Origin of the sequence: Nocardioides gansuensis (assembly GCF_003076135.1) — a bacterium.
Taxonomy (GTDB): Bacteria; Actinomycetota; Actinomycetes; order Propionibacteriales; family Nocardioidaceae; genus Nocardioides; species Nocardioides gansuensis.
The window spans coordinates 123,541-145,651 of record NZ_QDGZ01000006.1; the positions used below are offsets into that span (position 1 = coordinate 123,541).

At 71.5% G+C, this 22,111-nt stretch carries 21 protein-coding genes; 18 read left to right on the top strand and 3 right to left on the bottom strand.

All coding sequences use genetic code 11. The annotated features are described in order from the left end of the window. Positions 1-29: 29 nt before the first annotated feature. Entirely contained in the window at positions 30-650 is a 621-nt protein-coding gene (locus DDE18_RS14585) for a TetR/AcrR family transcriptional regulator (RefSeq protein ID WP_116573000.1), read from the bottom strand. Positions 651-739: 89 nt separating this feature from the next. After that, on the bottom strand, positions 740-2,782 hold the full coding sequence (paaZ, locus tag DDE18_RS14590) for a phenylacetic acid degradation bifunctional protein PaaZ (protein ID WP_116573001.1): 2,043 nt from the start codon (positions 2,780-2,782) through the stop codon (positions 740-742). 115 nt (positions 2,783-2,897) lie between these two features. Here paaZ and paaA point away from each other — a divergent pair, with 115 nt between their 5' ends. The 10 genes from paaA (at position 2,898) to DDE18_RS14640 (ending at position 10,940) form a co-directional block, all read left to right on the top strand. Beyond that, the gene (gene paaA, locus DDE18_RS14595) at positions 2,898-3,857 is read left to right on the top strand and encodes a 1,2-phenylacetyl-CoA epoxidase subunit PaaA (protein WP_116573002.1); all 960 of its coding nucleotides are present in this window, start codon (positions 2,898-2,900) and stop codon (positions 3,855-3,857) included. After that, on the top strand, positions 3,854-4,147 hold the full coding sequence (paaB, locus tag DDE18_RS14600) for a 1,2-phenylacetyl-CoA epoxidase subunit PaaB (protein WP_116573003.1): 294 nt from the start codon (positions 3,854-3,856) through the stop codon (positions 4,145-4,147). The genes paaA and paaB overlap by 4 nt, the downstream gene beginning before the upstream one ends. 33 nt (positions 4,148-4,180) lie before the next feature. Then, positions 4,181-5,119, top strand: a complete 939-nt coding sequence (gene paaC, locus DDE18_RS14605) for a 1,2-phenylacetyl-CoA epoxidase subunit PaaC (RefSeq protein WP_116573004.1) — start codon at positions 4,181-4,183, stop codon at positions 5,117-5,119. Beyond that, positions 5,119-5,646 (top strand): 1,2-phenylacetyl-CoA epoxidase subunit PaaD, encoded by a 528-nt coding sequence (gene paaD / locus DDE18_RS14610; RefSeq protein WP_116573234.1) that lies wholly within the window; start codon positions 5,119-5,121, stop codon positions 5,644-5,646. Before paaC ends, paaD begins: the two co-directional genes overlap by 1 nt. Position 5,647: 1 nt before the next feature. After that, positions 5,648-6,733 (top strand): 1,2-phenylacetyl-CoA epoxidase subunit PaaE, encoded by a 1,086-nt coding sequence (paaE, locus tag DDE18_RS14615; RefSeq protein WP_116573005.1) that lies wholly within the window; start codon positions 5,648-5,650, stop codon positions 6,731-6,733. Positions 6,734-6,758: 25 nt separating this feature from the next. Further along, a complete protein-coding gene (locus DDE18_RS14620) occupies positions 6,759-7,925 on the top strand; it encodes a thiolase family protein (RefSeq protein WP_116573006.1) in 1,167 nt (388 codons plus the stop codon). After that, positions 7,922-8,665, top strand: a complete 744-nt coding sequence (locus DDE18_RS14625) for an enoyl-CoA hydratase/isomerase family protein (RefSeq protein ID WP_116573007.1) — start codon at positions 7,922-7,924, stop codon at positions 8,663-8,665. The genes DDE18_RS14620 and DDE18_RS14625 overlap by 4 nt, the downstream gene beginning before the upstream one ends. Beyond that, the gene (locus DDE18_RS14630; RefSeq protein WP_211754563.1) at positions 8,662-9,492 is read left to right on the top strand and encodes a 3-hydroxyacyl-CoA dehydrogenase family protein; all 831 of its coding nucleotides are present in this window, start codon (positions 8,662-8,664) and stop codon (positions 9,490-9,492) included. The genes DDE18_RS14625 and DDE18_RS14630 overlap by 4 nt, the downstream gene beginning before the upstream one ends. Next, on the top strand, positions 9,489-9,914 hold the full coding sequence (gene paaI, locus DDE18_RS14635; RefSeq protein ID WP_245916721.1) for a hydroxyphenylacetyl-CoA thioesterase PaaI: 426 nt from the start codon (positions 9,489-9,491) through the stop codon (positions 9,912-9,914). Before DDE18_RS14630 ends, paaI begins: the two co-directional genes overlap by 4 nt. Positions 9,915-9,992: 78 nt before the next feature. Beyond that, on the top strand, positions 9,993-10,940 hold the full coding sequence (locus DDE18_RS14640; RefSeq protein WP_116573008.1) for an FKBP-type peptidyl-prolyl cis-trans isomerase: 948 nt from the start codon (positions 9,993-9,995) through the stop codon (positions 10,938-10,940). Between the two features lie 42 nt (positions 10,941-10,982). On the opposite strand, the gene DDE18_RS14645 is transcribed toward DDE18_RS14640, so the two are convergent. Continuing rightward, on the bottom strand, positions 10,983-12,023 hold the full coding sequence (locus tag DDE18_RS14645) for a LacI family DNA-binding transcriptional regulator (protein ID WP_116573009.1): 1,041 nt from the start codon (positions 12,021-12,023) through the stop codon (positions 10,983-10,985). Between the two features lie 207 nt (positions 12,024-12,230). On the opposite strand from DDE18_RS14645, the gene DDE18_RS14650 reads away from it, so the two are divergent. The 8 genes from DDE18_RS14650 (at position 12,231) to DDE18_RS14685 (ending at position 22,103) form a co-directional block, all read left to right on the top strand. Next, complete coding sequence (locus tag DDE18_RS14650) at positions 12,231-13,745, top strand: sugar ABC transporter ATP-binding protein (RefSeq protein ID WP_116573010.1); 1,515 nt, start codon at positions 12,231-12,233, stop codon at positions 13,743-13,745. Next, entirely contained in the window at positions 13,742-14,824 is a 1,083-nt protein-coding gene (locus DDE18_RS14655; RefSeq protein WP_116573011.1) for an ABC transporter permease, read from the top strand. Before DDE18_RS14650 ends, DDE18_RS14655 begins: the two co-directional genes overlap by 4 nt. After that, positions 14,821-15,909, top strand: coding sequence for an ABC transporter permease (locus tag DDE18_RS14660; protein ID WP_116573012.1), 1,089 nt, complete (start codon positions 14,821-14,823; stop codon positions 15,907-15,909). The genes DDE18_RS14655 and DDE18_RS14660 overlap by 4 nt, the downstream gene beginning before the upstream one ends. Beyond that, positions 15,906-16,934, top strand: a complete 1,029-nt coding sequence (gene rhaS / locus DDE18_RS14665; RefSeq protein ID WP_116573013.1) for a rhamnose ABC transporter substrate-binding protein — start codon at positions 15,906-15,908, stop codon at positions 16,932-16,934. Before DDE18_RS14660 ends, rhaS begins: the two co-directional genes overlap by 4 nt. Before the next feature lie 70 nt (positions 16,935-17,004). Next, on the top strand, positions 17,005-17,358 hold the full coding sequence (locus tag DDE18_RS14670; protein WP_116573014.1) for an L-rhamnose mutarotase: 354 nt from the start codon (positions 17,005-17,007) through the stop codon (positions 17,356-17,358). A gap of 5 nt (positions 17,359-17,363) precedes the next feature. Next, positions 17,364-18,527: an L-rhamnose isomerase gene (gene rhaI, locus DDE18_RS14675; protein ID WP_116573015.1), complete on the top strand. Its 1,164-nt coding sequence runs from the start codon at positions 17,364-17,366 to the stop codon at positions 18,525-18,527. 76 nt (positions 18,528-18,603) lie between these two features. Next, positions 18,604-20,673: a bifunctional aldolase/short-chain dehydrogenase gene (locus tag DDE18_RS14680; protein ID WP_116573016.1), complete on the top strand. Its 2,070-nt coding sequence runs from the start codon at positions 18,604-18,606 to the stop codon at positions 20,671-20,673. Next, a complete protein-coding gene (locus DDE18_RS14685) occupies positions 20,670-22,103 on the top strand; it encodes a rhamnulokinase (RefSeq protein WP_116573017.1) in 1,434 nt (477 codons plus the stop codon). Before DDE18_RS14680 ends, DDE18_RS14685 begins: the two co-directional genes overlap by 4 nt. Positions 22,104-22,111 lie beyond the last annotated feature (8 nt).

Sequence of the window (22,111 nt, forward strand, 5' to 3'; positions counted from 1 at the left end):
CTCGTCGACAACCGGCCCGCGCGCTGAGGTCAGCGGATCCGGATGCCGTCCAGGAGCATCGAGCACACCAGCTCGGCGAGCTCCGCCGGCGTGAGGTTGTGCTGCGGGCGATACCACTCGCGGACCGAGTTGGTCATGCCGAAGATGAGCCGGGCCGTCGTGCGGGCGTCGATGTCGGCGCGCACGTCGCCCTCGTCGATCGCCTCCTGCACGACGCCGGCGACGATCTTGTCGTAGGCGCGGCGCTGTTCGAGGGCCCAGCGCTCGGTCTCGGTGTTGCCGTGCACGTTGAGCAGCAGGGTCACGTAGGGGAGGCGCTCGGCCATGATCTCGATGTTGCGCCGGATCAGGTAGGTGAGCCGGTCGACCGCCCGGCCGGTGGTCGCGCCCTCCTCGACCGTGCTCGCCATCAGCGGCTCGAGCGCCTTCTCCAGGCCGAGCCGGAGCAGCTGCTCCTTGCCCTCGATGTGGTGGTAGATCGAGGACTTGGACAGGCCAGACGCGTGCGAGAGGTGCTGGAAGCTGGTGCCGTCGTAGCCGCGCTCGGTGAAGACCCGCGCCGCCACGTCGAGGAGGCTGTCCAGGGTGTACGTCGGGCGCGGCTCGCCCGACGGCAGCCGCCGTCTCTCGGCGGGAACGCGCTCGCTCATGGCCCTCATGGTCGCACGCACGCAGCCCCGGGCCTGGTCAATCCGCGGTTGCCTCCGCTTCCCTGGTGCACCAGACCCTCCTTCTGGGCTCAGGCTTCCTGGGGCCAGGTCTTGGCGACGAGGGTGAGTACGTCGTAGGTCGCGACGGGCTGGTCGTCCTGGTTGGTGACCACGGCGTCCCACCGGACCTCGCCGTAGTCGGCGCTGGACCGCGGGGTGATCTGCTTGACGGTCAGCGTCACCCGGATGGTGTCGTCGGCCTTCACCGGGGTGAGGAAGCGCAGGTTGTCGACGCCGAAGTTCGCCAGCACCGGGCCCGGGTCCGGCTGCACGAAGAGGCCCGCCGCCAGGGAGACCACGAGGTAGCCGTGCGCGACGATCCCGCCGAAGAGCGGGTTGGCGGCGGCAGCCTCGGGGTCGGTGTGGGCGTAGAAGGTGTCGCCGGTGAACTCGGCGAAGTGGTCGATGTCGGCCAGCGTCACCTGACGCGGAGCCGACTCGATGCTGTCGCCGATGCGCAGCTCGGCGAGGCTCTTGCGGAAGGGGTGGACGTCCTCGACGGTGCGCTGCGAGCCGGTGGTCCAGCGGCCGGTGATCGCGGTGAGCATGTCGGGGGAGGCCTGGATCGCCGTGCGCTGCATGTGGTGCAGCACGCCGCGGACGCCGCCGAGCTCCTCGCCGCCGCCGGCGCGGCCCGGACCGCCATGCACGAGCATCGGCAGCGGGCTGCCATGTCCGGTGGACTCCGGGGCGTCGTCGCGGTCGAGCACCAGGATCCGGCCGTGCCAGGGCGCCAGGCCCAGGGTGACCTGCCGCGCGACGTCGGGGTCGTGGGTGACGAGCGAGCCGACCAGGCTGCCCCGGCCGCGGGCGGCGAGGGCGATGGCCTCGTCGACGGAGCCGTAGGTGAGGACCGTGCTGACCGGGCCGAAGGCCTCCACGTCGTGCGGCTCGACGGCGCCCGGGCGGGCGCGCAGCAGCACGGGGGAGATGAAGGCGCCGCGCTCGGGGTCGGCGTCGACGACCTCGACGCTGTCGGGGTCTCCGAAGACCACGTCGGCGCTGTTGCGCAGCGCCTCGATCGCCTTGCGCACCTCCTGGCGCTGGGCCAGGCTCGCCAGCGGGCCCATCCGGACGCCCTCGGCGGCCGGGTTGCCGACCGTGACCTTGGCGAGCCGCCCGGTGATCGCCTCGACGACGGCGTCGGCCATCGCCTCGGGCACCAGGGTCCTGCGGATCGCGGTGCACTTCTGGCCGGCCTTGACGGTCATCTCGGTGACGACGCCCTTGACGAACAGCTCGAACTCCGGGTCGTCGGTGGTCACGTCGGGGCCGAGGATCGAGCAGTTGAGGGAGTCGGCCTCGACGCCGAGGCGTACGCCGCGGTGCAGCACCGAGGGGTGGCTGCGCAGGATCCCGGCGGTGTGCGCCGAGCCGGTGAAGGCCACGGAGTCCTGCTCACCGAGCTCGTCCAGCAGGGTCCCGGCGCTGCCGCTCACGAGCTGCAGGCTGCCCTCGGGGAGGATGCCCGAGTCCACGACGAGGCGCACGACGGCCTCGGTGAGGTAGCCGGTCTGGCTGGCCGGCTTCACGATGCTGGGCAGGCCGGCGAGGAACGCCGGCGCGAGCTTCTCCAGCATGCCCCAGACGGGGAAGTTGAAGGCGTTGATCTGCACGGCGACGCCGGGCCGCGAGGTGTAGACGTGCTGGCCGAGGAACCTGCCCTCGCGGCCGAGCCGCTCGGTGGCACCGTCCAGGAAGACCGTGTCGTTGGGGAGCTCGCGGGTGCCCTTGCTGGCGTAGGAGAACAGCGTGCCGATCCCACCGTCGATGTCGACCATCGAGTCGCGCTGGGTCGCACCGGTGCGCAGGGAGAGGGCGTAGAGCTCGTCCTTGGCGCCGCCGAGGTGCTTGGCCAGCGCCTTGAGCAGGCCGGCCCGCTCGTGGAACGTGAGGGAGCGGATCGCGGGGCCGCCGACCTCGTGGGCGTGGGTGACCATGGCGCCGTAGTCCAGGCCCCGGCTCGACACCCAGGCCACGACCTCCCCGGTCGCGGCGTCGAGGACCGCCTCGCCCTCGTCCACGGCGCGGAACCAGCCGCCCGCCACATAGCTCTCCACCAGTGCGCTCACGGTGCGTTTCCTTCCGGATCGGGGTGCACGGGTGCGTTGCGCGACCCGCAGTGCCTGTGCCACAGTAGTACAGAACGTTCGGTCAGTAAATATCCTCATTCGCCCAGGAGGACCCATGACGTCGGCTGTCGACGAGGCACGGCTGCAGGCCCAGTTCGAGGCCACCGTCGCGCACAAGGACCGCATCGAGCCGAGGGACTGGATGCCCGAGGCCTACCGCAAGACCGTGGTGCGCCAGGTCGCCCAGCACGCGCACTCCGAGATCATCGGCATGCAGCCCGAGGGGGACTGGATCGGGCGCGCCCCGTCGCTGCGCCGCAAGGCGATCCTGCTGGCCAAGGTGCAGGACGAGGCGGGTCACGGCCTCTACCTCTACTCGGCGACGGAGACGCTGGGCGTCTCCCGCGACGAGCTGACCGAGAGGCTCATCACGGGCGCGCAGAAGTACTCCTCGATCTTCAACTACCCGACGCTGTCCTACGCCGACGTCGGCACCATCGGCTGGCTGGTCGACGGTGCCGCGATCTGCAACCAGGTCCCGCTCTGCCGCACGTCGTACGGCCCGTACGGCCGGGCGATGATCCGGATCTGCAAGGAGGAGTCGTTCCACCAGCGCCAGGGCTATGAGCTGCTCATGACGATGATGCGGGGCACCGACGAGCAGCGGGCGATGGTGCAGGAGTCGGTCGACCGGTTCTGGTGGCCGTCGCTGATGATGTTCGGTCCGCCCGACGACGCCTCGCCCAACACCGCGCAGTCGATGGCGTGGGGCATCAAGACCCACACCAACGACGAGCTGCGGCAGCGCTTCGTCGACATGACCGTCCCGCAGGCCGTGGCGCTCTGGGTGACGCTGCCCGACCCCGAGCTGCGCTGGAACGAGGAGCGCGGGGCGCACGACTTCGGCCAGCCCGACTGGGACGAGTTCTGGTCCGTGGTCAAGGGCGACGGTCCGTGCAACGCACAGCGGATCGCCCACCGGAAGAAGGCCTGGGACGACGGCGCGTGGGTCCGTGAGGCCGCCATGGCGTTCGCTGACAAGCAGTCCAGCCAGTCCGAGGAGGCGACGGCATGACCACGCCCAGGGCCGAGTGGCCGCTCTACGAGGTGTTCGTCCGCGGCAAGCGCGGCCTCAACCACGTCCACGTGGGCTCCCTCCACGCCCCCGATGACGAGATGGCGCTCCGGCACGCGCGCGACGTCTACACGCGCCGCAACGAGGGCGTGAGCATCTGGGTCGTGCGCTCGGACGCGATCACCGCGTCGAGCCCGGACGAGAAGGACCCGCTCTTCGCCCCCAGCGGCGACAAGGTCTACCGGCACCCGACGTTCTACGAGATCCCCGACCACGTCCCCCACATGTGATCTCGACTGAGCTCGATCACCCGAAGGACTGACATGCCTGACGTGCACACCCACGAAGAGGACCCCCACGACTCGGCGTACGCCGGGCTGCTGGTCAACGACGCCCACCACTGGGCCTTCGGCACCGACTTCGAGGACCCGCTGGCGGGCGTCGACACGACCGTCCCCGACGGCGTCGACCCGGCGGTGCTGGCGGCCTACTGCCTGATGCTCGGCGACGACGCCCTCGTCCTGTCACAGCGGATCTCGGAGTGGTGCAGCCGCGCGCCCGACCTGGAGGAGGACATCGCGCTGGCCAACATCGCCCTCGACCTCCTCGGGCAGGCCCGGCTGCTGCTCGCGCGCGCCGCGGCGGCCGACCCCGCCGCCGTACCGGCCCTGCCGGAGGGCTCGCCCGTTCCCGACGAGGACCGGCTGGCGTTCTTCCGCGACGACACCGCCTTCCGCAACGTGCGTCTCGCCGAGGTGCCGAACGGCGACTTCGCCGAGACCATCACCCGGCTCCTGCTGTTCTCGACGTGGCGGCTGGCGCTCTTCGAGCGGCTGGCCGGCAGCAGGGACGCCGTCGTCGCCGCCGTCGCGGCCAAGGGGGCCAAGGAGCTGGCCTATCACCGCGACTTCGCGGCGCGGTGGTTCGTCACGCTCGCTCAGGGGACCGACGAGTCCCGGCGCCGTGCGCTCGACGCCCTGGGCGCCTTGTGGCCGCTGTGGCCGGAGCTCTTCGAGACCCACGGGGTCGAACGCGCCGCCGCGGAGGCCGGCGTCGGCGTCGACCCGGCCTCGGTCGCCGCCGAGGTCGACGTGGTCCTCGAGCAGGTGCTCGCCGCGAGCGCCGTCGAGCGCCCCGAGGCACGTCCGCTCGCCGGTGCCCACGGGTGGAAGGGTCGCGACGGGGTGCACACCGAGGCTCTGGGCGGGATGCTCGCCGAGATGCAGAGCGTGGCCCGGGCCCACCCGAGGGGGCAGTGGTGATGGTCTCCATCGTGGAACGGACCAGCGAGCGCGTCCGCGAGCTGGCCTGGCAGGTCGCCGCCACCGTCGTCGACCCCGAGCTGCCGATGCTCACCCTCGCCGACCTCGGTGTGCTGCGCGACGTCGAGGTCTCGGACGACGGGGGCGTGGTCGTCTCGATCACCCCGACCTACTCCGGGTGCCCGGCCATGGCGACCATGCGCGACGACCTCGTCCGCCGCCTCCAGGAAGAGGGCTTCGCGCACGTGCGCGTCCGGGTGGCGCTCCACCCCGCCTGGACGACCGACTGGATCACCCCCGCAGGCAAGGCCGCGCTGGCCGAGGCCGGCATCTCGCCACCCGGGCCGGCGCCTCGCCGAGAGGGCCCGGTCGCCCTGCAGCTCGCTCCCATCCCGCGCGCCGTGCACTGCCCGCGGTGCGGCTCGGCCGACGTCGACCTGACCTCTGAGTTCGGCTCCACGGCCTGCAAGGCGATGTACCAGTGCCGGGCCTGCCTCGAGCCCTTCGACCACGTGAAGGAGATCTGACGTGACGGAGGCGCTCACCAGGGAGCCGGCGAGCCGCACGGCCTTCCACTCACTCGTCGTCGCCGACGTCGAGCGCCTCACCGACGACTCGGCCGCGATCACCTTCGACGTGCCGGACGACCTGCGCGACGTCTTCGACTTCGCGGCGGGCCAGTCGCTCACCCTGCGCCGGACGATCGACGGCGTGGAGCACCGCCGCACCTACTCGATCTGCTCGCCCGTCGGCAGCCGGCCGCGCATCGGGGTGCGCGAGATCCCCGACGGGCTGTTCTCCCGATGGCTGGTCCACGACGTGAGGCCGGGGGACCGCATCGAGGCGCAGCCGCCCTCGGGCAGCTTCCGCGCCGACCCCGCCGAGGGCGGGCGCCACCTGTGCATCGCCGCCGGGTCGGGCATCACGCCGATGCTCTCGATCGCGGCGACCCTCCTCGGCAACCCCGACGTCCAGGTGACCCTGGTCTACGGCAACCGCACCACGACGTCGGTGATGTTCGCCGAGGAGCTCGCCGACCTCAAGGACGCCCACCACGGGCAGTTCGACCTCATGCACGTGCTCTCCCGGGAGCCGCGCGACGTCGACCTCTTCTCCGGACGCCTCGACGCCGACCGGCTGCGCCGGCTGCTCACCGTGCTGGTCCCTGCTGCGGAGATGGACCACGTCTGGCTGTGCGGTCCACTCGGGATGCTCGAGGACGCCCGCGAGGTGCTCGGCGAGCTCGGCGTCGAGCCCGCGCGGATCCACGTCGAGCTCTTCTACGTCGACGAGCCCCCGCCGCAGCTCCGTCACGCCGACCGGGTCATCGAGGGCGTCACCAGCGAGGTCACCGTGCACCTCGACGGGCGCACGACCACCACGCCGATGCCGCGGGACAGGACCATCCTCGACTCCGCCCAGGAGGTCCGCAGCGACCTGCCTTTCGCCTGCAAGGGCGGCGTGTGCGGCACCTGCCGGGCCAAGGTCTGCGACGGTGAGGTGGACATGGTCCGCAACTACGCGCTCGAGCCCGACGAGGTCGCGCGCGACTTCGTCCTCACCTGCCAGACCTTCCCCGTCAGCGCCGAGGTCACCGTCGACTTCGATGCCTGACCGTCCACCCAGAGCAAGGAGGGCCATGTCCGAGGCATTCATCCTCGACGGCGTCCGCACCCCCATCGGCCGCCACGGTGGCGCGCTGTCGGCTGTGCGGCCCGACGACCTCGCCGCGCTCGTCGTACGCACCGTCGTCGAGCGGTCCGGGATCGACCCGGCCGACATCGACGAGGTCGTCCTCGGTGCGGCCAACCAGGCCGGCGAGGACAACCGCAACGTCGCCCGGATGGCGACCCTGCTGGCCGGGCTGCCACACAGCGTCCCCGGCTTCACGGTCAACCGGCTGTGCGCCTCCGGCCTGACCGCGATCGCGACCGCCCGCCAGCTGATCGCCGCCGGCGACGCCGATGTCGTGGTCGCGGGCGGCGTGGAGTCGATGACTCGCGCGCCCTGGGTGACCGAGAAGCCGTCGCGGCCGTGGTCGAGGCCCGGCCAGACCTGGGACACCTCGATCGGCTGGCGCTTCACCAACCCCGCCTTCGACGCCGACACGACGCTGTCGATGCCCGAGACCGCCGAGCGGGTGGCCCAGCGCTGGCAGCTCGGCCGAGAGGAGCTGGACGTCTTCGCGCTGCGGTCGCACCAGCGGGCGCTGGACGCGTGGAAGAACGGGCACTTCGACGCCGAGGTCGTGCCGGTCGGCGACGTGCGGCAGGACGAGGGGCCCCGCCCCGACACGACGCTCGAGCGGCTGGCACAGCTGAGGCCGATCCACGGGCCCGGCGGCGTGATCACCGCCGGCAACTCCAGCTCCCTCAACGACGGGGCCGCAGCGGTGGTCGTGGTGAGCCAGCGGTACGCCGAGGCGAAGCGCCTGGCGCCGCGGGCCCGGATCGCGGGCGCGGCGAGCGCCGGCGTCGCGCCGGACGTGATGGGCATCGGGCCGGTCCCGGCGACGCAGAAGGTGCTCGCGCGGGTCGGCTGGTCGGTCGACGACCTCGAGGCCGTCGAGCTCAACGAGGCGTTCGCCTCTCAGTCGCTGGCCTGCATCCGGGATCTCGGCCTGGCGGAGGAGATCGTGAACGCAGACGGTGGCGCGATCGCCCTCGGTCACCCGCTCGGCTGCTCGGGGACCCGGATCGTGGTCACGCTCCTCAACAGGCTGGAGCGGGCCGGCACGCGTCGCGGCCTCGCCACCATGTGCGTCGGTGTCGGCCAGGGGTCGGCACTGCTGCTGGAGCGGCCATGAGCGAGCCGCTGCTGGTGGAGGAACACGACGACCGGGTGGTGCTGCGGCTCAACCGTCCGGAGGTCCGCAACGCGATCGACCGTGCCCTCGTCGAGGCGCTCCACGAGGCCTGTCGCTGCCTGGAGGAGGAACCCCGGATCGCCCTGGTGGTCGGGACGGGAGGCACCTTCGCCGCCGGCGCCGACATCGGCCAGCTCCGGGAGCGGCGCCGTGACGACGGGCTCCGCGGGATCAACTCGGGGATCTTCGACCGCGTGCACCGGCTGCCGATGCCGGTCATCGCCCTGGTCGACGGCTACGCCCTCGGCGGCGGCGCGGAGCTCGCCTATGCCTGCGACTTCCGGATCGGCACGCCGACCACGAGGATCGGCAACCCCGAGCCGAGTCTGGGGATCCTGGCGGCCGCGGGTGCCACCTGGCGGCTGCGGGAGCTGGTGGGGGAGCCGCTCGCCAAGGAGATCCTGCTCGCCGGCCGGGTGCTCGACGCCGACGAGGCCCTCGCCGCCCGGCTGCTGAACGAGGTGGTCCCCGCGGACGACCTCGAGGCGGCAGGCCACCGCCTGGCGGACCGGATCGCCGCGTCCGCACCCCTCGCCGTACGCCTCACCAAGTCCGTCCTCCACGCGCCGCGGGACGCACATCCGCTCATCGACGACGTCGCGCAGGCCGTCCTCTTCGAGACCGAGGAGAAGCACGACCGGATGACCGCGTTCCTCGAGCGACGCAAGGACAAGCCGTGACCGCATCAGTGCCGGACGCCGTCGGGGTCTACGGCGGCGGCCGGATGGGGTCGGGGATCGCGCACGCCTTCGCAGTCGCCGGGGCCGACGTCACGGTGGTCGAGAGCGACGAGCAGGCTGCCACCGCCGCGCGGGAACGCATCGGGGCGAGCCTCGCCAAGGCGGTCGCGAAGGGCGCCACCGTCCACGGCACCGCGACCGTGGTCACCGACCCGGCCGCGCTGGCGGGCAGTGGCCTGATCGTCGAAGCGGTGCCGGAGCTGGTGGAGGTCAAGCTCGCCGTCCTCTCGCGGATCGCCGAGGTCGTCCCGGACGCCGCGATCGGCACCAACACCAGCTCCCTCTCGATCGACCTGCTGGCCGACGCCCTGCCCGAGCCCTCCCGGCTGGTCGGCCTGCACTTCTTCAACCCTGTCCCGGTCAGCGACCTCGTGGAGGTCGTCGTCGGCGCGCGCACCGATCCCGAGCTGGTGACCCGGGCGCAGTCCTGGGTCGCGGCCCTGGGCAAGACCGCCATCACCGTGACGGACTCGCCGGGCTTCGCCAGCAGCCGCCTCGGCGTCGCGATCGCCCTGGAGGCGATGCGGATGCTCGAGGAGGGGGTCGCGAGCGTCGAGGACATCGACACCGCCATGACGCTGGGCTACCGGCACCCGGTCGGGCCCCTCAGGACCACCGACCTCGTCGGCCTCGACGTGCGCCTGGCCATCGCGGAGCACCTCGAGCGCGAGCTCGGCCCGCGCTTCTCACCGCCCCAGGTGCTCCGTGACAAGGTCGCCGCCGGCGACCTCGGCCGCAAGACGGGCAGGGGGTTCTACTCGTGGTGAGCGACGCCCACGAGGTGGCGCGGCGCAGCGCCGAGGCGATGTGGTCCGCCGACACCGCCAGCACCGGCCTGGGCATGGTGCTCGAGCAGGTCGCCCCGGGCGAGGCGCGGGTGTCGATGCGGGTGCGGCCCGACATGGTCAACGGCCACGACCTCTGCCACGGCGGCCTCGTCGCCACGCTCGCGGACAGCGCGTTCGCCGTGGCGTGCAACACCTACGGGGAGGTCACGGTCGCCTCCGGCTTCGAGATCGACCTGCTCGAGCCCGCCCGGCTCGGCGACACCCTGACGGCGCAGGCGCGCGAGGTCGTACGCCGCGGCCGCTCGGGGCTCTACGACGTCACCGTTCGGCGCGGCGACACGGTGGTGGCGGAGTTCCGCGGCCGGAGCCGCTCGCTCGGCCGGCCCGTCCCCGGAGCCTGAAGCCCGGAATCGGCGACTCTCAGGATCGGCGCCTACGGTGGTCCACTCCATTCCCGCGACACTCCTGAGGTCTCCACCATGCGGCGTTCTCTTGCCACCCTGCCCCTCGGCGCACTGCTCCTCACCGGATTGGTGGCGTGCGGCAGCAGCTCCGACGACCCAGAGGCGCCTTCGGCGGACCCCACCGCGGTCGAAGGCGTGACCGTGACGGGCGACTTCGGCAAGGAGCCCGAGGTCGAGGTCAAGGACCTCGACGTCACGAAGCCCGTGCACGGCGAGGTGATCGCCGGTGACGGCGCCGAGGTCACCGAGGAGAGCAACGTCAACTACCGGTTCCACATCGTCTACGGCAGCAATGGCGAGCAGGTCGCCGACAACTACGCAGAGCCCCGCGCCGTCGCGCTCGACCTGGCGGAGCAGCCGGAGCCGATCATCGACGCATTGGTCGGCACACACGTCGGCAGCCGCGTCGTCCTCGCGCTCCCGGTGACGGACCTTTTCGGGAAGGAGGGTGCCGCGCAGTACGGGCTGGACACCAAGGACGACCTGGTGATGGTGATGGACCTGGTCTCCGAGGTCGAGCCGCCCCTCGACGGTCCCGAGGGCGAGGCCGTCGAGCCGCCGGACGACGCTCCGACGGTGGTCGAGGACGACGGCGCGGTCACCGGGATCGACTTCGGCAACGCTCCGGAGAAGCCGTCCGGGGAGCTCGAGGTGATTACCCTCGTCGAGGGCTCCGGCGAGCCCGTCGCCGAGGGCGACGACGTGACGGTCGACTACTTCGGCGTCGTCTACGGGGGCAAGCAGCCGTTCGACGAGTCCTACTCCGCGGAGCCGGTCACGTTCGGCCTCACGCCGGGCGGCCTGATCGACGGCTGGGTCGAGGGCCTGGCCGGCGTCAAGGCCGGCAGCCGGGTCATGCTCGTCGTCCCCGCGGAGAAGGGCTACGGCGACCGCGCGAACGGCAACATCCCGGCCAACTCGACGCTGGTGTTCGTCATCGACGTGCTCGGGGTGAACCTCTGAGCGACCCCGACCCGGGGCTCCTGCCCGGCGGCTCGGTCAGTCTCAGGTCCGCCGGGTCGAGGCGCGGGCGACGAGCACCGGCGTGAACAGCACCTGCTGGTGCTCGTGGTCAGCGTTCGTCGCCTCGTCGAGGAGGAGCTCGGCGGCGGTGCGGCCGAGGTCGCGCCTCGGCTGGCGCACGGAGGTGAGGGGCACGGCTGCCGCAGCGGCGAAGTCGATGTCGTCGTAGCCGACGATGGCGAGCTGGTCGGGGACACCGATGCCGAGACCCACGCACTGCTGCAGCAGCCCGAGCGCGAGCAGGTCGTTGGCGCAGAAGGCGGCGGTCGGACGAGAGGAGCGCGGCAGGCCCGCGATCCGCTCCCCGGCGCTGCGGCCCTCCGCGACGCTGAGGGCCGAGGTGTGGACGACGGTGAGCGAGGCGCCGGTGCCGGCCAGCGCCCCGCGTGCACCGTCGAGACGGTCCCGCACCTGGCCGATCGACTCCGGGCCGCCGACGAACGCGATCCGCTCGTGGCCCAGGTCGAGGAGGTGCTCGATCGCCAGCCGGCCGCCGAGGACGTCGTCGACGGCGACCGAGCAGTGGTCTTCGGTGTTGCCCACCCGGTCGACGATCACGACCGGCGTGCCGTGGCGCGAGAGCTCGTCCAGGGACGGGTGCGAGGGGTCGACCGGAGTGATCAGGATGCCGGTGACCCGCTGCTGCTGCAGGCGCTGGAGATATCTCGCCTCACGCGAGGCCCGGTTGTCGCTGTTGCAGATGAACAGCGACATGTCCGCCTGTTCCGCGGCGTCCTCGATGCCCTGGGCGACGTCTGTGAAGAACGGGTTGCTGGCGTCGAGCATCACGTAGGCGATCGTCGACGAGCGACCCGCCCGCAACTGCCGGGCCGACTCGTTGCGGACGAAGCCCAGGTCGGCCATCGCCTTCTCGACTCGCGAACGGGTGGCCTCGCTGACGCGGTCGGGCCGGTTGAGCACGTTGGAGACCGTGCCGAGGGAGACCCCTGCCCTGGTCGCCACGTCCTTGACGCTGGGGGAGCGCACGGAGCGGGCGGTCGACGGGTCGGTGCCTGTCGCCATCGTCCACCTCTCCTTGAAACGTATGCACAACGTGCCAGCACCCTAGCGGCTGGACGCGGCAGGCGCCATGACTCGGCCCGAGGCGCGGGAGGGCCGGTGGCGGAGTTGCTGTCATCACGATTTGGGCGCGATGCCTTGACGACTGTGGCGGCCGTCACTTAACGTCGTCGCATTAGTTGAAACCTTTCAATTACCGAGGGAAATCCGATGGCTACTGCACACGCGGACGCGGTGCTCGAGCTGCGCGACGTGTCCAAGTCGTTCGGCCAGGTGGCGGCCCTGCGCTCCGGCTCGATCCGGGTCACGCCCCGCTCGATCCACGCCCTCGTCGGAGAGAACGGCGCCGGCAAGTCGACGCTGGTCAAGATCGTGGCCGGCGTCCACCGCCGCGACGGCGGCGAGATGCTGCTCGAGGGCGAGAGCGTCGACTTCCACTCGACCGCGGAGTCGAAGGCGCGCGGGATCGCGGTGATCTACCAGGAGCCGACGCTGTTCCCCGACCTCTCGGTCACCGAGAACATCTTCATGGGCCGCCAGCCGCTCACCACCGGCCGGCGCATCGACCGCTCCGCGATGTACGACGAGGCGCAGGCCCTCTTCGACCGGCTCGGTGTCCACATCGACCCGCGGCGGCCGGCTGAGGGCCTCTCGATCGCGGACCAGCAGATCATCGAGATCGCCAAGGCCATCTCCCTCGACGCCAAGGTCCTCATCATGGACGAGCCGACCGCGGCGCTCAGCGGCGTCGAGGTCGAGCGACTCTTCACCGTCGCCCGCAGCCTCCGCGACGAGGGACGCGGCCTGGTCTTCATCTCCCACCGCTTCGACGAGGTCTTCGCCTTGTGCGACCAGATCACCGTGATGCGGGACGGGCAGTACATCGACACGCTGACCACCGCGGACACCGACGTCGACCAGATCGTCTCCCTGATGGTCGGTCGGGAGGTGGGCGACCTCTTCCCCAAGACCGCCGCCGAGCTGGGCGAGCCGGTGCTCCAGGTGCGGGACCTGACGATGACGGGCGTCTTCCACGACATCAGCTTCGAGGTGCGCGCGGGCGAGATCGTCGGCCTGGCGGGCCTCGTGGGCGCCGGGCGCAGCGAGATCGCTCGTGCGATCTTCGGAGTGGACCGCTACGAGTCCGGTGTCGTCACCATGGACGGCATCGCGATCCCCGGTCACGACCCGAGGTCGGCGATCCGCTCCGGGATGGCCTTCATCCCGGAGGACCGGCGCAAGCAGGGCCTCGTCACCCAGGCGTCCGTGGCACACAACGTCAGCGCGGCTGTGCGCTCGCGGCTCTCCCGCTGGGGGTTCCTGACCTCCGGCGCCGAGAGCCGGGCCGCCGGACCGTGGGCCGGGCGCCTCGAGGTCAAGACCGGCGCGCTGGACATGGACGCGGCCACCATGAGTGGCGGCAACCAGCAGAAGGTCGTCATCGCCAAGTGGCTCGCCACCGATCCCAGGCTGCTGATCATCGACGAACCGACTCGGGGTATCGACGTGGGGACCAAGGCGGAGGTCCACCGGCTGCTGTCGCAGCTGGCCGGTGAGGGCATGGCGATCCTGATGATCTCGTCCGAGCTGCCCGAGGTGCTGGGCATGGCCGACCGCGTCCTCGTCGTCTGCGAGGGCCGTCTGACCGCCGACATCCCGCGCGCGGAGGCCACTCCGGAGAACGTCATGCGCGCCGCGACCCGGACGACGGAGGGAGTGCGATGAGCGAGACGTCGACGCGACCGGCTTCGAGTCCGCCGGAGCACGCGCACGAGGAGATCCGCCTCGTCGCCCCGAGCCGGCAGTCGCCAGCCGTCCGCGCGTTCAACACCGTGGTGCGGTCGCGCGAGATGTCGATCCTGCTCGTGCTCGTGCTGCTGGTCGCTGCTGCCACGGCGAAGAACCCGAGCTTCCTCTTCAGCGGCAACGGCTGGCGTGACCTGCTGCTCACGCCGTCGATCCTGCTGCTCCTCGCGGCCGGGCAGGCGGTCGTGATCATCACCCGCAACGTCGACCTCTCGGTCGGGTCCGTCCTCGCGGTCACCGCCTACCTCACCGGCCGCCTCTTCATCGACTTCCCGGGGATCCCGATCGTCGTGGTGGCTCTCGCCGGCCTCGCAGTGGGAGGGGTGCTGGGGCTCGTGAACGGGCTGCTGGTCTCGCTCGGCCGGGTCCCGGCACTGGTCATCACGCTGGGCACGATGTACATCTACCGCGGGCTCGTCCTGACCTGGGCGGGCAGCGACCGGATCAACGCCAGCGACCTGCCGCGGGGCTTCCTCCGGCTCGGCACCCAGTCGGTCCTCGGCATCCCCGTGCTCTTCGTGGTTGCGGTCGTCGTGGTCGCCGCCGTCGGCTACTACCTGCACGCCCACCGCGGAGGCCGCGAGCTCTACGCCATCGGGTCGGACCCCGACGCGGCAGTGCTCTATGGCCTGCCCGTACGCCGCCGCGTGCTGGCCGCCTTCGTGCTGAGCGGAGCCCTCGCGGGCCTCGCCGGCGTCGTCCACGCCGCGCGCTACGGGACGGTCAGCTCGGGCGCCGGCACCGGCATCGAGCTCGAGGCCGTGGCTGCGGTGGTCATCGGCGGCGTCGCGATCTTCGGGGGCTCGGGCACGGTCTGGGGCGCTGCGATCGGCGCGATGCTGCTCGTCACGATCGACCGGGCCTTGCCCATCCTCGGGATCCCCGACTTCTGGCAGCGGGCCGTGGTCGGCGTCCTGATCATCAGCGCGATCGTGCTCGACCGGGTCCTCTCGGCCAGACGCACCCGCAAGCTCATCGAGGCGAGGGAACAGTCATGACCACGACGACGCAGCGCCCGACGGACCCGGCGCGCACGTACGCCGAGCACGCCGCACCCCTGTGGCAGCGGCTGGTCCTCACCCGGGAGACGGCGATCATCGCCCTCCTGGTGGCGGTGGTGCTCTACGCGATGGTGAACGTCCGCAACTTCGACGGGCCGCTGACCCTGACCTACCTGCTGCTGGACATCACGCCGATCCTGCTGATCGCCCTGCCGATGACCATGGTGATCGTCACCGGCGAGATCGACCTCTCGGTCGCGAGTGTCGTCGGCCTCAGCACGGTCCTGGTCGGGATCCTGCACGCAGGCGGGCTCTCGATCCCGGTCGCCGCCGTGCTGGCGCTCCTCGCGGGCGCGGCGTGCGGTGCCCTCAACGGTTTCCTCGTCGCGTACGTAGGGCTGCCGTCACTCGCCGTCACCATCGGCACGCTCGCCCTCTACCGCGGTCTGGCCGTGGGCCTGCTCGGCACCAAGGCGATCACCGAGTTCCCCGACCGGTGGACAGACCTGGCCACGGCCAAGATCGGCGACACCGGGATCCCGCTCGTGATGGTCCTCGTCGCCATCCTGGCGATCGCCTTCGGTCTGCTGCTCCACTTCACCTCGTTCGGGCGCGGCGTCTTCGACATCGGCCTCAACAGCGAGGCCGCCCGCTTCACCGGCGTCGACGTGGCCCGCACCAAGCTGATCCTGTTCACCCTCTCCGGTGTGGTGTCGGCCCTTGCCGGCATCTACTACGTCCTGCGCTTCGGCAGCGCCCGTGGCGACAACGCCACCGGCCTGGAGCTGCAGGTCATCGCCGCCGTGCTCCTCGGCGGGGTCTCGATCTTCGGCGGCCGCGGCCGGCTGCACGGCGTGGTCGCCGGAGTCCTCCTGATCGGAGTCGTCGGGAGCGCCCTGCGCCTCGAAGGCATCACGGTCAACGTCATCAACATCATCATCGGGCTGCTGCTGGTGGCCTCGGTGATGTCCCCCAGCGTCCTGGCATGGATCTCGGACCGGACAGCCAGACGAAACCCACGGGCCAGCAGGCCCACGGACGCGCCGCTCGGCGTCGGACAGAAGGAAGGCAGGAATTCATGAAACTCCTCACCAGGCGGGCTTGGGCGCTCACCGCGGCCGGTCTCAGCGCAACACTGGTCCTGACGGCCTGTGGCAACGACGCCGAAGGCGCCGGCGGCGAGGGTGGCGACGGCGACGTCACCATCACGATGCTGCCGAAGAACCTCGGCAACCCCTACTTCGACACCAGCACGGCTGGAGCCGAGGAGGCGGCCGAGGAGGTCGGAGCCTCACTGCAGGAGGTCGGCCCGCAGGAGGCCAGTCCCGACGCGCAGGTGCAGTACATCAACACCGCCGCCCAGCAGGGCGCGAGCGCGCTCGTGGTCTCGGCCAACGACCCGACGGCGATCTGCGACGCGCTCAACGAGGCCCGTGACGCCGGCACCCAGGTCGTGACCTTCGACTCCGACACCGAGGCCGACTGCCGGGACCTGTTCGTCAACCAGGCCACTGCCGAGGGCATCGCCAAGGTGCAGATCGACCTGATCGCCGACCAGATCGGTGACGCCGGAGAGATCGCGATCCTCTCCGCGAGTGCCAACGCGACCAACCAGAACGCGTGGATCGAGATGATGGAGGCGGAGCTCGAAGCCAACCACCCGGACATCGAGCTCGTCGACGTCGTCTACGGCGACGACGACGACCAGACCTCCTTCGACAAGACGGCCGCGCTGCTCCAGTCCCACCCCGACCTCAAGGGCATCATCTCGCCGACCACCGTCGGCATCGCCGCCGCGGCGCGCTACCTCTCCGAGTCCGACAAGAAGGGCAAGGTCGCACTGACGGGCCTGGGCACGCCCAACCAGATGCGCGAGTACGTCGAGAACGGCACGGTCGAGGCGTTCGCGCTCTGGAACCCCGAGGACCTCGGCTACCTCGCCGCGATGGCCGCCAACGCACTGGCCGCCGGCGAGATCGAGGGGGAGCCGGGCGACACCTTCGAGGCAGGCCGCCTCGGTGAGTACACCGTCGAGGACGACGGGTCCGTCCTGCTGGGCGACCCCTTCGTCTTCAACGCCGACAACATCGCCGACTTCGACTTCTGAGCCGAGTCGCCCGAGCCGCCGGCCGGCGGACGACCTCCGCCGGCCGGCTACCACCCACGAGGGAGACCCCATGCAGCGCGTCTGCTTCCAGCTCCAGGTGAAACCGGAGCGCGTCGACGAGTACGTCGAGCGCCACCGGGCGGTCTGGCCCGAGATGCTCGAGGCCCTCCACGCCACGGGGTGGCACAACTACTCGCTGTTCCTGCGGCGTGACGGGCTGCTCGTCGGCTACTTCGAGACCCCCTCGCTGGAGGCCGCCCTCGCCGGGATGGCGGCAACCGACGTGAACGCCCGTTGGCAGGCCGAGATGGCCGAGTTCTTCGAGGACCTGGGAGACGCCAGGCCCGACACCGGCTTCGTGCTGCTGGACGAGGTCTTCCACCTGGAGGACCAGCTGGCCACCGCCGGACACCGAGAGAGATGAGTGAGATGACGACGTTCGACGAGATCGCCACCAGGCTGGAGGCCCTCGCGATCGAGGTCCCGTCGTGGGCCTACGGCAACTCGGGCACCCGCTTCAAGGTGTTCGGCAGCCCCGGCACGCCGCGCACGGTGGAGGAGAAGATCGCCGACGCTGCGACCGTGCACCGCTTCACCGGGCTCGCCCCGAGCGTCGCGCTGCACATCCCCTGGGACCTGGTCGACGACTTCGCGCGGCTGCGGGAGTACGCCGAGGGGCTGGGCGTCGCGCTGGGCACGATCAACTCCAACACGTTCCAGGACGACGACTACAAGCTGGGCAGCCTCACCCACGCCGACCCCGCGGTGCGCCGCAAGGCGGTGCAGCACAACCTCGACTGCATCGAGGTGATGCACGCGACGGGCTCGCGCGACCTCAAGATCTGGCTGGCCGACGGCACCAACTACCCCGGCCAGGGCGACATCCGCGCCCGGCAGGACTGGCTGGCCGAGGGCCTCGCCGAGATCTACGTGCAGCTCTCCGACGACCAGCGCCTGGTGCTGGAGTACAAGTTCTTCGAGCCGGCGTTCTACCACACCGACGTCCCCGACTGGGGCACGTCGCTGGTCCACTGCCTCGGCCTCGGCGACCGCGCGAAGGTCTGCCTGGACACCGGCCACCACGCGCCCGGCACCAACATCGAGTTCATCGTCGCCCAGCTGCTGCGCCTGGGCCGGCTGGGCTCCTTCGACTTCAACAGCCGCTTCTACGCCGACGACGACCTGATCGTCGGCGCTGCCGACCCGTTCCAGCTCTTCCGCATCCTCGTGGAGGTGATCCGCGGGGGAGGCTTCGGCCAGGGCAGCGACGTCGCGCTGATGCTCGACCAGTGCCACAACGTCGAGGGCAAGGTGCCGGGCCAGATCCGGTCCGTGCTCAACGTGCAGGAGATGACCGCCCGCGCCCTCCTCCTCGACACCGCCGCCCTGGAGAAGGCGCGCGTCGCCGGGGACGTCCTGCTCGCGAACGAGATCTACATGGACGCCTTCTACACCGACGTACGCCGCGACCTCGCGGCCTGGCGCGAGGAGCGCGGCCTGCCTGCCGATCCCATGCGTGCCTACCTCGAGTCCGGCTACCAGGCCCAGATCGAGGCCGAGCGCGTCGGCGGCGCCCAGGCCGGCTGGAGCTGACCGGCTGGAGCTGACCGGCTGGAACCGGCCTCCTTGCCCCCCGACGTACACACCCGAGACCCGAAGGACCACAGACGTGAGTGACCTCAACCCCGCCTTCGCCGCGCTCGTCGCGCGCTCCAACCGCCTCGGCGCGGACCCGCGCAACACCAACTACGCCGGCGGCAACACCTCCGCCAAGGGCAGCGAGACCGACCCGGTCACCGGCGAGGACGTCGAGCTGCTCTGGGTGAAGGGCTCGGGCGGCGACCTCGGCACGCTGGAGCCCGGGGGCCTGGCCGTGCTGCGGCTCGACCGGATGCGTGCCCTCGTCGACGTCTACCCGGGCGTCGAGCGGGAGGACGAGATGGTCGCCGCGTTCGACTACTGCCTGCACGGCAAGGGCGGCGCTGCACCCTCGATCGACACCGCGATGCACGGCCTCGTCGACGCCGCCCACGTCGACCACCTGCACCCCGACTCCGGCATCGCCATCGCCACGGCGGCGGACGGCGAGCAGCTGACGAAGGAGATCTACGGCGAGCAGGTCGTCTGGGTCCCGTGGCGCCGCCCCGGCTTCCAGCTCGGCCTCGACATCGCGGCGATCAAGGAGGCCAACCCCCAGGCGGTCGGCTGCATCCTCGGCGGGCACGGCATCACGGCCTGGGGCCGGACGTCGGAGGAGTGCGAGAAGAACTCACGCTGGATCATCCGCACCGCGGAGACCTACATCCGCAAGCACGCGAAGAAGGCCCCGTTCGGCGCCCGCGTGAAGAAGTGGGAGCCCCTCGCGCCCGCGAAGCGCCGCGCCCGTGCCGCCGAGCTGGCGCCGCTGCTGCGCGGCGTCGCGTCGAAGGACGCCCTGTCCGATGGTGGAAGGGGGATGGTCGGCCACTTCACCGACGACAAGGTGGTCCTCGACTTCCTCGCCAGCCGCAACCACCCCCGGCTCGCCGAGCTCGGCACGTCCTGCCCCGACCACTTCCTGCGGACCAAGGTCAAGCCGATGGTGCTCGACCTGCCCGCCGACGCTCCGCTCGAGAAGGTGCGGGCACGAGTCGCCGAGCTGCACGAGGCCTACCGCGCCGACTACGCGGCCTACTACGAGCGCAACGCCAAGGCGTTCGGCGGCGAGTGGCCGGCGATGCGCGGCGCCGACCCGCTGGTGATCCTGGTGCCCGGCGTGGGCATGTTCAGCTATGGCAAGGACAAGCAGACCGCCCGTGTGGCGGGGGAGTTCTACGTCAACGCCATCAACGTGATGCGCGGCGCCGAGGGCCTGTCGACCTACGCGCCGATCGACGAGTCGGAGAAGTTCCGCATCGAGTACTGGGCGCTCGAGGAGGCCAAGCTCCAGCGGATGCCGAAGCCCAGGCCGCTCGCCACCCGGATCGCCCTCGTCACCGGGGCCGCCAGCGGCATCGGCAAGGCGATCGCCACCCGGCTCGCGGCCGAGGGCGCGTGCGTCGTCATCGCCGACCTCTCGATCGAGCGGGCCCAGGAGGCTGCCGCCGAGATCGGTGGCGCGGATGTCGCCGTCGGCGTACAGGTCGACGTCTCCGACGAGGCGGCCGTGCAGCGCGCCGTCGATGCCGCGGTGCTCGCCTTCGGCGGCCTCGACCTGGTCGTCAACAACGCCGGGCTCTCGCTGTCGAAGTCGCTGCTCGACACCACGGTGGCCGACTGGGACCTCCAGCATGATGTGATGGCCCGCGGCTCCTTCCTCGTCTCCCGGGCCGCGGCCCGGGTGATGATCGACCAGGGGATCGGCGGCGACATCGTCTACATCTCCTCGAAGAACTCCGTCTTCGCCGGCCCCAACAACATCGCCTACTCCGCGACCAAGGCCGACCAGGCCCACCAGGTGCGGCTCCTGGCAGCCGAGCTGGGTGAGCACGGGATCAAGGTCAACGGCGTCAACCCCGACGGCGTGGTCCGCGGCTCGGGCATCTTCGCCGGTGGCTGGGGCGCCAAGCGCGCGGCCGTCTACGGCGTCGAGGAGGAGAAGCTCGGGGAGTTCTACGCCCAGCGCACGCTGCTCAAGCGTGAGGTGCTGCCGGAGCACTGCGCCAACGCGGTCTTCGCGCTCGTCGGTCCGGAGATGACCCACACGACCGGGCTCCACGTCCCTGTCGACGCGGGCGTCGCCGCCGCCTTCCTCCGATGACCGTCGCCGTCGCCGCTGTCGACCTGGGCGCGTCCAGCGGCCGGGTGATGCTCGGCGAGGTCGGCCCCGACCACCTGCGGCTCGAGGCTGCCGCCCGCTTCGCCAACGAGCCGGTCCGCACGCCCGACGGCCTGCACTGGAACCTGCTCGAGCTCTATCGCCAGGCCGTCCTCGGCCTCGGTACGGCGGTGCGCCTGGCCGCGGGCACGCGCACCGGGCGGCTGGCCAGCGTCGGGATCGACAGCTGGGCGGTCGACTACGGGCTGCTGCGGGACGGCCGGCTGCGCGGCATCCCCTTCCACTACCGCGACGAGCGGCGCGGCGAGGCTGGCCCGGCCGCCGTGCATGCGGTCGTGCCGCCCGAGGAGCTCTTCGCCCGCAACGGCCTGCAGCACCTGCCCTTCAACACGGTCTTCCAGCTGGCGGCTGACCCCCGGGCGCACGAGGCCGACCGGCTGCTGCTGGTGCCCGACCTGCTCGGCCACTGGCTGACCGGGGCCGAGGTCACCGAGCGGACCAACGCCTCGACGACCGGGCTGCTCGACGTCCGCACGGGGGAGTGGGACGACGAGCTCGTCGCTCGTCTCGGCCTGCCACGCGGCGTCCTCTCCGACCTGGTCGACCCGGGCGACACGATCGGCGCTCTCAGCCCCGACGTGGCCTCGGCTGTCGGCGCCGACGGGCTCCCGCTCGTCGCCGTCGGCTCCCACGACACCGCCTCCGCCGTGGTGGGCGTGCCCTTCGAGCGTGCCGACGCGGCGTACATCTCCCTCGGCACCTGGGGGCTCGTCGGCCTCGAGCTGGACGCCCCCGTGCTGACGGAGGACGCCCGGCGGGCCAACTTCACCAACGAGCGGGGGGTCGACGGCACGATCCGGTTCCTCACCAACGTGATGGGCACGTGGGTGCTGAGCGAGGCGATGCGCGCCTGGGGACGCACGGACCTGCCCGAGCTGCTCGCCGCGGCCGTCGACGTCAGGGGCGACGTGCCGGTCTTCGACGTGCGGGACCCGAGGTTCGTGCCGCCCGGCGACATGCCGGCCCGGATCGCCGCCTGGTGCGAGGAGCACGAGGTCAGGCCGCCAGGCGACCCGGCGACGACGGTGGGCAGCATCGTGCAGAGCCTCGCCGCCGCCTACGCCCGGGCGCTCGACCGGGCCGCCGACCTGTCCGGCCAGCGGGTCGAGGTCGTGCACGTCGTCGGCGGTGGCAGCCAGAACGCCCTGCTCTGCCAGGCGATCGCCGACCACAGCGGGCGCCCGGTCGTCGCGGGACCGGTGGAGGCGACGGCGCTGGGCAACGTCCTCGTGCAGGGCCGCGCCGCCGGCGCCGTGCCCGGCGGCCTCGGCGAGCTCCGCGCCCTGGTGCGGCGCACCCACGACCTGCGCCGCTTCACACCCGCCCGGGCGGCCGCAAGGATGGCGACGTGAAGGTCGCG

What these genes read in the sequence shown, in the direction of transcription:
- DDE18_RS14585 (WP_116573000.1), bottom strand. Translation starts at nt 650, where the DNA reads ATGAGCGAGCGCGTTCCCGCCGAGAGACGGCGGCTGCCGTCGGGCGAG.
- paaA (WP_116573002.1), top strand. Translation starts at nt 2,898, where the DNA reads ATGACGTCGGCTGTCGACGAGGCACGGCTGCAGGCCCAGTTCGAGGCC.
- paaB (WP_116573003.1), top strand. Translation starts at nt 3,854, where the DNA reads ATGACCACGCCCAGGGCCGAGTGGCCGCTCTACGAGGTGTTCGTCCGC.
- paaC (WP_116573004.1), top strand. Translation starts at nt 4,181, where the DNA reads ATGCCTGACGTGCACACCCACGAAGAGGACCCCCACGACTCGGCGTAC.
- paaD (WP_116573234.1), top strand. Translation starts at nt 5,119, where the DNA reads ATGGTCTCCATCGTGGAACGGACCAGCGAGCGCGTCCGCGAGCTGGCC.
- DDE18_RS14620 (WP_116573006.1), top strand. Translation starts at nt 6,759, where the DNA reads ATGTCCGAGGCATTCATCCTCGACGGCGTCCGCACCCCCATCGGCCGC.
- DDE18_RS14625 (WP_116573007.1), top strand. Translation starts at nt 7,922, where the DNA reads ATGAGCGAGCCGCTGCTGGTGGAGGAACACGACGACCGGGTGGTGCTG.
- DDE18_RS14640 (WP_116573008.1), top strand. Translation starts at nt 9,993, where the DNA reads ATGCGGCGTTCTCTTGCCACCCTGCCCCTCGGCGCACTGCTCCTCACC.
- DDE18_RS14645 (WP_116573009.1), bottom strand. Translation starts at nt 12,023, where the DNA reads ATGGCGACAGGCACCGACCCGTCGACCGCCCGCTCCGTGCGCTCCCCC.
- DDE18_RS14650 (WP_116573010.1), top strand. Translation starts at nt 12,231, where the DNA reads ATGGCTACTGCACACGCGGACGCGGTGCTCGAGCTGCGCGACGTGTCC.
- DDE18_RS14655 (WP_116573011.1), top strand. Translation starts at nt 13,742, where the DNA reads ATGAGCGAGACGTCGACGCGACCGGCTTCGAGTCCGCCGGAGCACGCG.
- DDE18_RS14660 (WP_116573012.1), top strand. Translation starts at nt 14,821, where the DNA reads ATGACCACGACGACGCAGCGCCCGACGGACCCGGCGCGCACGTACGCC.
- rhaS (WP_116573013.1), top strand. Translation starts at nt 15,906, where the DNA reads ATGAAACTCCTCACCAGGCGGGCTTGGGCGCTCACCGCGGCCGGTCTC.
- DDE18_RS14670 (WP_116573014.1), top strand. Translation starts at nt 17,005, where the DNA reads ATGCAGCGCGTCTGCTTCCAGCTCCAGGTGAAACCGGAGCGCGTCGAC.
- rhaI (WP_116573015.1), top strand. Translation starts at nt 17,364, where the DNA reads ATGACGACGTTCGACGAGATCGCCACCAGGCTGGAGGCCCTCGCGATC.
- DDE18_RS14685 (WP_116573017.1), top strand. Translation starts at nt 20,670, where the DNA reads ATGACCGTCGCCGTCGCCGCTGTCGACCTGGGCGCGTCCAGCGGCCGG.